At 64.1% G+C, this 12,863-nt stretch carries 11 protein-coding genes; 2 read left to right on the top strand and 9 right to left on the bottom strand.

Annotated elements, in window-relative coordinates; genetic code table 11:
• Positions 1-149: 149 nt before the first annotated feature.
• Positions 150-1,181, top strand: coding sequence for a hydroxyacid dehydrogenase (locus NKI67_RS12230; protein ID WP_023676300.1), 1,032 nt, complete (start codon positions 150-152; stop codon positions 1,179-1,181).
• Between the two features lie 25 nt (positions 1,182-1,206).
• On the opposite strand, the gene NKI67_RS12235 is transcribed toward NKI67_RS12230, so the two are convergent.
• The 9 genes from NKI67_RS12235 to NKI67_RS12275 form a co-directional block, all read right to left on the bottom strand.
• On the bottom strand, positions 1,207-1,692 hold the full coding sequence (locus NKI67_RS12235; protein WP_023676299.1) for a hypothetical protein: 486 nt from the start codon (positions 1,690-1,692) through the stop codon (positions 1,207-1,209).
• Positions 1,693-1,795: 103 nt separating this feature from the next.
• Positions 1,796-4,750 carry a nitrate reductase gene (locus NKI67_RS12240; protein WP_023676298.1) on the bottom strand — a complete coding sequence of 985 codons (2,955 nt, stop codon included), beginning with the start codon at positions 4,748-4,750 and terminating at the stop codon, positions 1,796-1,798.
• 3 nt (positions 4,751-4,753) lie between these two features.
• Positions 4,754-5,083, bottom strand: a complete 330-nt coding sequence (nirD, locus tag NKI67_RS12245) for a nitrite reductase small subunit NirD (RefSeq protein ID WP_023676297.1) — start codon at positions 5,081-5,083, stop codon at positions 4,754-4,756.
• A 65-nt stretch (positions 5,084-5,148) separates the two neighbouring features.
• Entirely contained in the window at positions 5,149-7,599 is a 2,451-nt protein-coding gene (nirB, locus tag NKI67_RS12250) for a nitrite reductase large subunit NirB (RefSeq protein ID WP_023676296.1), read from the bottom strand.
• Positions 7,600-7,618: 19 nt separating this feature from the next.
• Complete coding sequence (locus NKI67_RS12255) at positions 7,619-8,920, bottom strand: MFS transporter (RefSeq protein WP_352645383.1); 1,302 nt, start codon at positions 8,918-8,920, stop codon at positions 7,619-7,621.
• Between the two features lie 58 nt (positions 8,921-8,978).
• Positions 8,979-9,137, bottom strand: coding sequence for a hypothetical protein (locus NKI67_RS12260; RefSeq protein ID WP_023676294.1), 159 nt, complete (start codon positions 9,135-9,137; stop codon positions 8,979-8,981).
• 419 nt (positions 9,138-9,556) lie between these two features.
• Positions 9,557-10,354, bottom strand: a complete 798-nt coding sequence (locus NKI67_RS12265; protein ID WP_023676293.1) for an ABC transporter ATP-binding protein — start codon at positions 10,352-10,354, stop codon at positions 9,557-9,559.
• 11 nt (positions 10,355-10,365) lie between these two features.
• Positions 10,366-11,262 (bottom strand): nitrate ABC transporter permease, encoded by an 897-nt coding sequence (gene ntrB / locus NKI67_RS12270; protein ID WP_352568361.1) that lies wholly within the window; start codon positions 11,260-11,262, stop codon positions 10,366-10,368.
• A 74-nt stretch (positions 11,263-11,336) separates the two neighbouring features.
• Positions 11,337-12,653 (bottom strand): CmpA/NrtA family ABC transporter substrate-binding protein, encoded by a 1,317-nt coding sequence (locus tag NKI67_RS12275; RefSeq protein ID WP_023676291.1) that lies wholly within the window; start codon positions 12,651-12,653, stop codon positions 11,337-11,339.
• On the opposite strand from NKI67_RS12275, the gene NKI67_RS12280 reads away from it, so the two are divergent.
• Positions 12,640-12,768, top strand: a complete 129-nt coding sequence (locus tag NKI67_RS12280; RefSeq protein WP_280952097.1) for a hypothetical protein — start codon at positions 12,640-12,642, stop codon at positions 12,766-12,768. The genes NKI67_RS12275 and NKI67_RS12280 overlap by 14 nt on opposite strands.
• The last annotated feature ends 95 nt before the right edge of the window (positions 12,769-12,863 follow it).

Genomic DNA, 12,863 nt, shown 5'->3' on the forward strand with positions numbered 1-12,863 from the left:
GATCGCCGTCTATCTGGACCACCGACCGCCGCACCGCAAGGCCGAAGAAGGCAAACTTCTCCTTCTCGACAGGCATGTGATAGGTGTCGGGGGCGGGAAAAGACGATTCTTGTGTGGTGCGACGCGGATCGCACGGGAGGTAAAGTATCATGTCCGACAGCGCCTTGCCGCTGGTGATCAGCGCACCCGAACCGCGCACGCTCGACCTGATCTTCACGCCGGCTGCGCTGGCGAAATTTCGATCGAAATACCGCATCGTCGAAACATCGCCTGAAGGTGTCGCGGCGCTGCCGGCCGATATCCTTGGCGAGGCGCGCTACATTGTCGGCCAGCCGCCGATCACGCCGGAGACGCTGGAGAAAATGAAGGCGCTGCGCTGCGTCTTCAATGTCGAGAGCAACCTTATCGACAACATGCCGTACGAGGCGCTGTTTTCGCGCGGCATCCATGTCGTCACCACCGGGCTGGTGTTTGCAGAGCCGGTGGCCGAGCTCGGCCTTGCCATGGCGCTCAACCTCGCCCGCGGAATCGTCGACGCCGATCTCGCATTTCGTCAGGGCAAGGAGCTGTGGGGCGGCGACGGCAACCGGACGGCGCGGCTTCTTTCCGGCGCGGATGTCGGCATTATCGGCTTCGGCGATCTTGGCCGTGCGCTCAACCGGCTGCTGTCAGGCTTTCGCACGCGGACAAAAGTCTTCGACCCGTGGCTGCCGCCGTCGATCCTGATCGAAAACGGCGTCGAGCCGGCCTCTCTTGACGACGTTCTGTCGAACAGCGATTTCGTCTTCGTCGTCGCTTCGGTGACCAGCGAAAACCAGGGCTTCCTCGGCGCCGAGGCGTTTGCCAGGATGCGCAAGGGAGCCGCTTTCATCCTGCTCAGCCGAGCCGGCGTGGTCGATTTCCCGGCACTGATGGACGTCGTCCGCAGCGGCCATATCGTCGCCGCCAGCGATGTTTTTCCTGAGGAGCCTCTGGCCCAGGATCACCCGGTCCGTACGTTGCCGGGGTTCCTGTGCTCCGCCCACCGGGCCGGCGCGCTTGACATCGCCTTCAAGCGGATGGGCGACATGGTGCTGGAAGACATGGACCTGATCGACCGCGGCCTGCCGCCGATGCGTTCGAAGCGGGCCGAGCGTGAGACCGTTTCGCGAATGCGTTCGAAGCCGGTCGACAAGAATTAAGCCGCCTGCCGACGGTCGCACATGCTCAGACGGTGAAGGACCAAAACAGGCAGGCCAGTGTCGCTGCGGCGAAGATGACGAAGAACAGGCTTCTCAACAAGATGTTGCGGCGCAGCTCGTTGATGAACAGATGGCATCCGACGACGCCTGCGACAAACAGGAAGCGCCAGTTCAGGAGTGCGGAGAGCACATCGCGCTGACCGAAAGCAAATCTCGCGGCGAGACATCCAACGATGAGCGCAAACAACACGATGACCGTCCAGAAGATCGCATCGGCGGCATGTGTCAGGACGATGCCAGCGAGCCTGATCGGCAGAACCATCATCAGCAGTGCGCTGAAAAAATAGATCGCCGCGAGCGGAATGAACGTCCCCGCATCGGCGACGTCGCTCAAGCGCTTGGCGCCGATCGCGCCATAGGGATAGCCATGCCTGGCCACCGCCAGGCTGAGCGCCATCAGCAAGGCCGTCAGCACGGCGGCAAGCGCGAATGAGGTCAGGGCTTTGCTCATGAGGCTCCCGTTCCGAGCGAATCGAAGTCAGAACGTTGGTAGCCCATGGTTTGTAAATTGCTAGTAAGCATCATGCAGCGGCGCGGCAGAGTTCCTCCGCGCATCACTCCGCAGCTTGCAGACGCCGCCCGTCGATAATGGTCTTGATCTCGGCGCGGCAAGAGCCGCAATTGGTGCCGGCGTGAAGGGCGGCGCCGATTGCCGCGACGCTGGTACAGCCGCCGCGTACCGCTTCCGCGATCTGGTTGGCACCGACCCCGAAACAGGCGCAGACGATGGCACCGCGGTCGACGCTGTTGCCGCCCGGCCGCCCGGCGACAATCGCCAACCGCGCCTGCCGATCGGCATGGTCAGCACCAAGTTGTTCGACCGCCCAGCCGCGCGACACCGCCACCGGGGTAGGCGCCAGATAGAGCGAGCCGACCAGCCGACTGCCCGCGAAACGGGCGAAGCGATGGTGCCCGCCGGCGATGTCGTGATAGGCGAGCGTCTCGCCTTCGAGGCCGAACAGCGAGGCGGCAAACCCGGTCCAGTCACGGCCGGACTGCAGCGCAATTTCAAGGCGCCAGCCGGCGGGGCAGCGGGCGAGGCTCCAGTAATCGGCGTCGATCGATGCGGGTCGTTCGGCAAGCACGGCGAAGCCGAAGGCAGTGGCGGCGAACCGCTGGATGCGGGCGGCAACGTTCTTCGAGGCCGGCTGACCTGAAATCGCATCGGTCGTCGGCGGGACCAGTGCATCGACACGCGCGCGGGCGGAGATCTGATCGGTCCAGTGCATCGGAACGAATACAGAGCCTTGGCGTTGGCGCACCGTCACCAGCGCGCGGACCAGCACCTCGCCATGGCCAGTCGAGACGCGCACGATGTCGGCATCGCCGATACCATAGTGCTGCGCATCCGCCGGGTGGATTTCGACGAACGGTTCGGCCATGTGCTGCGACAGGCGCGGGCTCTTGCCGGTCCGCGTCATGGTGTGCCAATGGTCGCGGACGCGCCCGGTGTTGAGGACGAGCGGGTAGTCCGGGTTGGTGCGGGTTTGTGCGGCTGGGCGGATGGCAATGAAGCGCGCCTTGCCGTCGGGCGTGTAGAAGCCGCCATTGGCGAAGAAGCGGATGCTGGCTGAGCTATGTCCAGCCTGAACACCCCCCTCTGGCCTGCCGGCCATCTCCCCCTCAAGGGGGGAGATTGGCGGTTTTGCCGGCTGCGCCCACTCATCAACCTGGGAGACTGGCGACAGCCGAGCAGCAGGCTGATCTCCCCCCTTGAGGGGGAGATGGCCGGCAGGCCAGAGGGGGTCATCTGCGACGGCCTCCACCTCGGTGGGGCGACCCGGAGAGGTCGAGACTTCACCACCGACCCCACCCCGTCCCGCTTGTTTCGCTTTGCTCAACGCGCGTGCCGACCCTCCCCTCAAGGGGGAGGGTGAGGCCGGCGCTGGCCATTGGAACGGCAGAAGATCCTCATAGGCCTCTGCACCGATATCGCCATACGCGCCTATATCAAAATCGCGCGCGCCGTCATTCTCGAAGCCCGACAGCGCCGCGTGCTCGGCGAAGATGTCGGTCGGCGACACATGCGAAAACGCCTCGCCGAAGCCCATCAGCTTGGCAACTTCAGCGATGATCCACCAATCTGGCCTTGCCCCGCCGGGCCTGGCCAAAAAAGCCCGCTGGCGCGAGATGCGGCGCTCCGAATTGGTGACGGTGCCATCCTTTTCGCCCCATGCGGTGGCCGGCAGCCGGACATGGGCGTGGCGGACCGTGTCGGTCTCGCCCAGCACGTCCGAGACCACAACAAACGGGCAGGCCTTGATCGCCGCTTCGACGGCATCGGCATCCGGCATCGAATCGACCGGGTTGGTGGCCATGATCCACAGCGCCTTGATGCGTCCGTCGGCCACCGCTTGGAACATCTCGACCGCTTTCAGGCCGGGTTTTTCGGCGACGGTTGGGGCATTCCAGAAGCGCCGCACGCGTTCGCGGTGCTCGGGGTTTTCGATCTCCATGTGGGCGGCCAGCATGTTGGCCATGCCGCCGACCTCACGGCCGCCCATGGCGTTGGGCTGGCCGGTCACCGAGAACGGCCCGGCGCCGGGCTTGCCTATGCGGCCGGTGGCTAGATGGCAGTTGATGATGGCGTTGACCTTGTCGGTGCCCGAAGACGACTGGTTCACGCCTTGGCTGTAGACGGTCACCGTCTTCGCCGTCGCGGCAAACAGGCTGTAGAAGCGGGCCAGTTCGTCCTCACTGAGACCCGTGGCAGCCGCGATGCCGGCAAGATCGAGCGCCGAGGCGGCGAAAAGCGCTTGCCCGAAGCCGGTCGTGTGCGCCGTGATATAGGTGCGGTCCAGCGCGTTGTGCTGGCCGAGATAGGCGAGCAGCCCGGTGAACAAAGCGACGTCGCCATCGGGCGCGATCGCCAGATGCATGTCGGCGATGTCTGAGGTCATTGTGCGGCGAGGGTCGATCAGCACCACCTTCATCTCGGGCCGCTTTTCCCGGGCGGCGGCAATGCGCTGGTAGAGTACCGGATGGCACCAGGCGAGATTGGAGCCGACCAGCACGATCAGGTCGGCAAGTTCCAGATCCTCGTAATTTCCCGGAACGGTGTCCGAGCCAAAGGCGCGGCGGTGGCCGGCGACCGACGAGGCCATGCACAGGCGCGAATTGGTGTCGATATTGGCCGAGCCGATAAAGCCTTTCATCAGCTTGTTGGCGACGTAATAGTCCTCGGTCAGCAACTGGCCGGAAACATAAAAGGCGACCGAACCGGGGCCGTGTTCGGCAATGGTTTGCGAGAAGGTCGAAGCGACAAGGTCGAGCGCTTCGTCCCAGTCGGTGCGGCGACCGTGGATCTCCGGGTATAGCAACCTGCCGTCGAGGTCGATGGTCTCAGCCAGCGCCGAGCCTTTGGAGCAGAGCCGGCCGAAATTCGCCGGGTGGTCCGGGTCGCCACGAACGGTTATTTCACCGTCCGCGGCGACCTTCGCCAGCACGCCGCAACCCACCCCGCAATAGGGGCAGGTGGTCCTCACCTCGCGCGCTTCATCAATCTGCATGGTTCACGCCGCGCGGCTGGCCAGCGCTTCAAGCGCAATGAACAGCCGCTCGCCGTCGATCCGCACCGCAATGGTGCGCACCGCGCCCTCGTCCGCGCCGAGCGCCTTGCCTGTCTCCAGCGAGATCACCCAATTGTGCAAGGGACAGGTCACCGCCGTGCCATGGACGATGCCCTGGCTGAGCGGCCCACCTTTGTGCGGGCAATGGTCGTCGATGGCGAAGACTTGATCGTCGGCCGTGCGGAAGACGGCGATCTTGCCTTCGGGCGTGGCGACGCAGCGCGCGCCGCGACGCGGAATGTCCGAGAGCGTGCCTATCGATACCCAGTTCATGTGGCTATTCCTCTTTTGCGCGTGTTCTTGTCCGAAAACGCATTCCACTTTTCGGGAACACGCGCCTACTCCGCCGCCTGGGCAAAGCCGACCGAAGCCATCGGCCGGAATTCATGCTTGTCCTTGCCGGAAGCACGTTCCGACCATGGGTCGACCTGGGCGAATTTCTGCGAAAAGACGAAGCGGTCGAAATAGGCTTTGCGCTTCTCGCCATCGTCCATGATCTGACGCTTGATCTCAGCTATGCCGACGCGCTTGGCCCATTTGTAGATACGCTCGAGATAGCGGCCCTGCTCGCGATACATCTGCGTCAACGCCACGATATGCTCCAGCGCCTCGTCCTCGGTCTTGACCAGGCCGAGCACTTCGGTGCCCTTGATGTCGAGACCGGCGGCGCCGGCGAAATGGATCTCGTAGCCGCTATCGACGCAGATCACGCCGACATCCTTGCAGGTCGCCTCGGCACAGTTTCGCGGACAGCCCGACACCGCCATCTTGACCTTGGCCGGGGTCCACGAGCCCCACATGAATTTTTCGATACGGATGCCCAAGCCGGTCGAATCCTGCGTGCCGAAGCGGCACCAGTCCGAGCCGACGCAGGTCTTCACCGTGCGCAGTCCCTTGGCGTAGGCGTGGCCGGAGACGAAGCCGGCCTGTCCGAGATCGGCCCATACCGCCGGCAGGTCTTCCTTGCGGATGCCGAGCATGTCGATGCGCTGGCCGCCGGTGACCTTGACCATCGGGATCTCGAACTTGTCGACGACGTCTGCGATGGCGCGCAATTCGGCGGCATTGGTGACGCCGCCCCACATGCGCGGCACTACCGAATAGGTGCCGTCCTTTTGGATGTTGGCGTGGACGCGCTCGTTGATGAAGCGCGACTGGTAATCGTCGGCGTATTCGTCGGGCCAGTCGCAGACGAGATAATAGTTGAGCGCCGGCCGGCATTTGGCGCAGCCGCAGGAAGTCTTCCACTCCAGTTCCTGCATGACGGCGGGAATGGTCTTCAAGCCCTTGGCCTTGATCAGCCGGCGGACCTCGTCATGGCCAAGCGCGGTGCAGCTGCACATCGGCTGGACCGCCGCGGGGTTGTATTTGTCGCCGATGGTCAGCACCATCAGCTTTTCGACCAGCCCGGTGCAGGAACCGCAGGACGCCGACGCCTTGGTGTGGGCGCGCACGTCGTCGAGCGAGGTCAGGCCCCTGGCGGTGATCGCGCCGGTGATCTTTCCCTTGCATACGCCGTTGCAACCGCAGATTTCCGCATCATCCGGCAAGGCTGCAACGGCCGCCATAGGGTCCAGGGGGGCGCCTCCCTGGTAGGACTGGCCGAAGATGAGCGTATCGCGCATCTCGGATATGTCGGTCTGCTTCTTCTTGAGGTCGTTGAACCAGGCGCCGTCCGCCGTCTCGCCATAGAGCACGGTGCCGATGATGCGGTCGTCCTTGAGTACCAGGCGCTTGTAGACGCCGGCCGCGGCATCGCGCAGCACGATCTCCTGGCGGTCATCGCCCTCGGCGAAGTCGCCGAGCGAGAACAGCTCGATACCGGTGACCTTGAGCTTGGTCGGCGTGTCCATGTGGACGAAAGCCGCCGCCTCATTGCCGGCCAGATGGCTGGCGGCGACGCGCGCCATCTCGTAGAGCGGCGCGACCAGCCCGTAGACCTGGCCGTTGACCTCGGCGCATTCGCCGATTGCGTAGATATCGGGATCGTTGCTGCGCATGCCGGCGTCGACGACGATGCCGCGATTGACCGCAATGCCGGCTTCCTTCGCCAGCGCCGCGTTCGGCCTGATGCCCACCGCCATGACGACGAGCGTTGCGGGAATGACTGTGCCGTCGGCAAGCTCCACCCGCTCGACCTTGCCGTTGCCGGTGATCGCCTGGGTGTTGGCCTTGGTGATGACCTTGATGCCGCGCTGCTCGACGGCGCGCTGCAGGAGATATCCGGCGGCCGGGTCGAGCTGACGCTCCATCAGCGTCGGCATGACGTGCAGCACGGTGACGTCCATCCCTTGTGCGTTCAGACCCGCAGCCGCTTCCAGGCCGAGCAGGCCGCCGCCGATGACCACCGCCTTGGCCCGCGACTGGGCGGCAAGCATCATCGCCCGGACGTCGTCGAGATCGCGATACGTGAGCACGCCGGGCAGATCATGGCCTGGCACCGGAATGATAAACGGCACCGAGCCGGTGGCGATGACGAGCTTGTCGTAGGGCTCGGTCACGCCATGATCGGAGGTGACGGTCTTTGCCTGCCGGTCGATGGCGACGATCTTGTGGCCCTTGTAGAGGGTGATGCCGTGCTTGATGTACCAGCCGTCGCCATGGATGATGATCTCCTCATAGGCCTTTTCGCCCGACAGAACTGGCGAGAGCATGATGCGGTCGTAGTTCACGCGCGGCTCGGCGTTGAAGATGGTGACCTGGTAGCGCCCAGGCGCCTTTTCCAGGAGGTGCTCCAGCATGCGCCCGGGGGCCATGCCGTTGCCAATGATAACGAGTTTCTCGGTCATGTCCTGATCCACTCCGGTCTCACTCAGCCGCGTAGGAAAGGCCTGAAGCTTCGTCAGACGCCGTGCGCTCCATCCGACGGATGGAAAAATGCATCCAGGCAAAGCAGGTGGCGACGATGACGAAGAGCAGCATGAAGCAGCTCGACCAGACGCCGGTGAGGTCGTTGAGCACGCCGAAGACGATTGGCAGGATAAAGCCGCCGAGCCCGCCAATCATGCCGACAACGCCGCCGACCGCGCCGACACTCTGCGGATAGTAAGCCGGGATGTGCTTGTAGACGGCAGCCTTGCCAAGGCTCATGAAGAAGCCGAGCACACAGGCAACGGCTATGAAGGCGAGCGGGCCGACCTCGAAATGGAAGGCGATCGGCCCGCTGACACCGCGCACGACGTAATCTGCCGAGGGGAGAGACAGAACGAGAGTCGCGGCGGCACTGACAGCGAAGGTCCAGTAGAGCACGGTGCGGGCGCCGATCCGGTCGGAAAGCACGCCGCCATAGGCGCGGAAAATACTTGCCGGAATTGAATAGGCCGCCCCGATCATGCCGGCGGTCGCAAGCCCGAAGCCGTAGACGCCGATCAGGTAGCGGGGCAGCCACAGCGAGAGCGCCACGAATGCACCGAAGGCGAAGAAATAATAGAAGGCGAAGCGCCAGACCTGCAGGTTCTTGAGCGGCGCGAATTCCTGCAAGAAGCTTCTCGCGGGCGCTGCCTTGCCGGCGCGGCGCTCGCGGATGACTGGATCGTCGCCGGTCGTGAACCAGAAGACGGCGGCCATGACGACGAGTGCTGCCGCCCAGATCAGCGCGACCGACTGCCAGCCCCAGGAGAGAAGCACGAACGGTGCCAGGAACTTGGTGACCGCGGCGCCGACATTGCCGACACCGAAAATGCCAAGCGCCGTACCCTGCTTGCCGGCCGGGAAGAAGCGCGAGACATAGGCGACACCGACGGCGAAGGAACCGCCGGCGAGCCCAACGCCTAGTGCGGCGACCAGCATCTGCCCGTAGGTGTGCGCAAAAGCGAGCAGAAAGGTCGCGACCGCCGCCGCAAGCATGGTCGCGGTGTATACCGGCCGTCCGCCAAAACGGTCGGTCCAGACACCGAGCACCATACGGACGAGCGAGCCGGTGAGGATCGGCGTGCCGACGAGCAGGCCGAACTCCGTCTCGTTCAGCCCCAGCTCCTGCTTTATGCGCACGCCGATGATTGAAAAGATCGTCCACACCGCGAAGCAGACGGTGAAGGCGATGGTGGACATGGCAAGCGCCTGCCGGGGAGCGCTGTCCTGGCTGGGCGCGGCTGGGAGATTTGCGGTCATTTTCTGGCTCCGGTTTGCGGCGTGGGAGGCACCGCCCTTGTCTGTTCGTTCGCGACTGTCAGCGGCGCAGCATCGGCGAACTGGTTGAACCCGACCTTTGCGCGGTCACTTCGAGACCCTTGCCGTCAGTCTTGGCGCCGGCGGGAAAGAGGACGAGCGCGGCGGTGAACAGCGCGCTGCTGGCCAGAAAATGGCGGCGCGTGAGTCCGCGAGGCACGCGCCAGTTCCAATCCGTTTCGTCATCGTCGTCTCCGGTTGGGCGCCGCTTGGGACCAGCGCCGTCGATTGCGTCAAAACAAAAAAGCCGCCGGCCAGGTCTTCGCGTCCGGGGTTCCGGGAGCGCGTGTGGACCTGAGCGGCAGCTTTGCCTGTGGCGCCCGCCATTGGACGCCGTTTCACTTGGCCCTTGCGGGCCCTACATTTTGGAAAGCAGGAAGCGTGCCAATTCGACAGCGCTCTTAATTATCGAATGAAATCAATATGAACCGCAGCCGCGCGACTTTTGACCAAGCTCGGCAGCGGATCAAAGATTAGTCAAAATGCCTTGCACAGCAGCATAATATTTGTGCAATGCGGTAGATTGCCCATTGCCGATGCAGATTGCCAATGATGATGACGAGTTTTCCCGTTATGGCCTTACTCCGCGGCTTCGACGAAGCGGTGGCGTTCGTAGAGGAATTTCAGCACCGCCTCGCGGCAGCGCAGGAAGGTGCGGTCGGAGGAAAGCTCGATGCGCCGACGCGGCCGGGCCAGCGGCACGGGAAGAACCTCGCCGATGGTGGCCGCCGGCCCGTTGGTCATCATGACGATGCGGTCGGACAACAGCACCGCCTCGTCGACATCGTGAGTGATCATGATCGTCGTCGAGCCGAGCCTCGAATGGATATCCATCACCGCATCCTGAAGATGGGCGCGCGTCAGCGCGTCGAGCGCCCCGAACGGCTCGTCGAGCAGCAGGATCTTCGGCTCCATGGCCAGCGCCCGGGCGATGCCGACGCGCTGCTTCATGCCGCCCGAAATCTCGGCCGGACGTTTGTCCTTGGCATGCGCCATCTGAACGAGATCGAGATTGCGCATGATCCATTCATGCCGCTCGGCCCGGCTCTTGCTCCGGCCAAAGACCTTCGTGACTGCCAAATTGATGTTTTCGTAGACGGTGAGCCATGGCAGCAGGCTGTGGTTCTGGAACACCACGGCGCGTTCCGGGCCGGGACTATCGACCTCCTTGTCTTCGAGCAGAACCGCGCCGGCCGAGACCTTGGTCAGGCCGGCGATCAGGTTGAGCAAGGTCGACTTGCCGCAGCCGGAATGGCCGATGATCGAGACGAATTCGCCCTTGTCGATGGTCAGCCGGATGTCCTTCAGCACGTCGCTGACCTGGCTGCCGCGGGCGAAGGATTTGTCGATATGGTCGAGTTTCAGATAGGCCGTCATCGTCCCTCTCCTCACTTTGCCGTTGTGCCGCGGGTGACGAAGGCGCCGACCGCCGCGACCAGGCGGTCGAGGCAGAAACCGGTGACGCCGATATAGGCGAGTGCGACGATGATGTCGGGCAGCCGCGACGAATTCCAGGCATCCCAGATGAAGAAGCCGATACCGACGCCGCCGGTCAGCATTTCGGCGGCGACGATGGCCAGCCACGACAGGCCGATGCCGATGCGCAGGCCGGTGAAGATGTAAGGTGCCGCGGCCGGCACCATGATCTTCACAAAGAACTCGAACTGGTTGAGCCGGAGGATACGGGCGACGTTGCGATAGTCCTCTGGAATGTTGCGGACGCCGACGGCGGTGTTGATGATCACCGGCCAGATCGAGGTGATGAAGATGACGAAGATCGCCGACGGGCTGGAATCGCGGAACGCCGCCAGCGACAGCGGCAGCCACGCGAGCGGCGGCACCGTGCGCAGGATCTGGAAGACCGGATCGAGACCGCGCATCGCCCAGATCGACTGGCCGACGAGCGCGCCGAGCGCGACGCCGACGATTGCTGCCAGGCCGAAGCCCATGGCGACGCGCTGCAGCGACATCAGCACCCGCCAGGCGAGCCCAATGTCCTGCGGGCCATTGTCGAAGAACGGGTGGGCGATCAGGTCATAGGCCTCGTTCCACACCTGGCTCGGCGGTGGCAGGCTGGCTGTGGGCGACGAACAGGCGACCTGCCAGACGACGAGCATAATGGTGATGACGATGACCGGCGGCACCAGCGTGCTGGCCAGCTTGCCTGCGATCGCGGCCGGGTCGAAGCGGCGCCGCGCCCTGGCGGTGAAGGCGATGATTTCGGCGGGCTTGGCAGGCGCGGGGAGCGGCTTCACCTTGCGGTCCTCGATGGCTTGGATAGACATTTCTCGAAAAACTCCTTGGCGGCAGGTGCAATGCAGGCGGCGCTGCCACCGCCTGCCGCGCATCTATGTCAGGCTCAGGCCGACACCTTGATTTTCAGGCTGTCGAGATAGGCCGACGGGTTCTCCGGATCGAAGATCTTGCCGTCGAAGAACGTTTCGGTGCCGCGCGACGTAGACGCCGGAATATCGGCCGCGGCGACACCAAGATCCTTGGCCGCCTCGCGCCACAGATCCTCACGGTTGACTTGGCCGACCAGTGCTTTGATGTCGGTGGTCGGCGCGAACTTGCCCCAGCGGATATTTTCGGCGAGGAACCAGCTGTCGTGGCTCTTGAAGGGATAGGACACGCCGCCCTGCCAGAACTTCATGTAGAGATCGGTGCCGTTGGCGACGCGGCCATTGCCGTAATTGATGTCGCCCTTGAGGCGGCCGATGATGTCGGCAGTCGGCACGTTCATCCATTGCCGCTTGCCGATGATGGCGGCCATCTCGTCCTTGTTTTCCTTGGCTTCGCACCATTGCTGGGCTTCCATGACGGCCATCAGGATCGCCTTGGTGGAGTTCGGGTACTTGTCGATGAAGGCGGCGCGCAGGCCGAGCGCCTTTTCCGGATGGCCCTTCCACAGTTCGCCGGTGGTGGCGGCGGTGAAGCCGACGCCCTGGTGGACGAGCTGCTCGTTCCACGGCTCGCCGACACAGAACACGTCCATGTTGCCGACCTTCATGTTGGCGACCATCTGCGGCGGCGGCACGACGATGGTCGAGACGTCCTTGTCGGGATCGATGCCGCCGGCAGCCAGCCAGTAGCGCAGCCAAAGATCGTGCGTGCCGCCCGGGAAGGTCATGGCGGCCTTCACCTCCTTGCCTGCGGCCTTTTTCGCAGCGAAGGCGTCCTTCAGCTTGGAGGCGTCGAGGCCGACACCGGTGCCGGCATATTCCTGGGCGACAGAAATGCCCTGGCAGTCGTAGTTGAGCCGGGCCACGATCGCCATCGGCAGCGGCTGCTTGTTTTGAGTCACCTTGCCGGTGTGCATCAGATAAGGCATCGGCGTCAGGATATGGGCGCCGTCAATGCCGTTGGCTTCGCCGCCGAGCACCAGATTATCGCGCGTCGCCCCCCAGGAGGCCTGCTTGAGCACCTCGACGTCGGGCATGCCGAATTTCTCGAACAGGCCTTTCTCCTTGGCAATCATCAGCGGCGCCGCATCGGTCAGCGCTATGAAGCCGAGCTTGGCGCCGGTGACTTCCGGCGCGGCGGGCGCCGCATAGGCGCCGGAGGGCAGCAGCGCACGCGCCGCGGCCAGCGTTGCCGCGGTGGCCGCGCTGATCCTCAGGAAATCGCGGCGGCTGATCGCCGTTTGGGCGGAATGGCTCTTGATGCGTTTCGTCATCGTCATCTCCGGTTGGGCGCGGCTTGGGATCGGCGCCGTCGATTGCGTGTTCGACCAAAACAAAAAAGCCGCCGGCCAGGCCGCGCGCGTCCGTCCATCCGGGATCGCGTGTTGACCTGAGCGGCAGCGTTGCCTGTAGCGCCCGCCATTGGACGCCTATTCCGTGACCCGAGAAGAGTCTGCCTATTGCAACGCAGGAACCGTGCCAGT

This window comes from Mesorhizobium sp. M0408 (genome assembly GCF_040321495.1).
GTDB lineage: Bacteria > Pseudomonadota > Alphaproteobacteria > Rhizobiales > Rhizobiaceae > Mesorhizobium.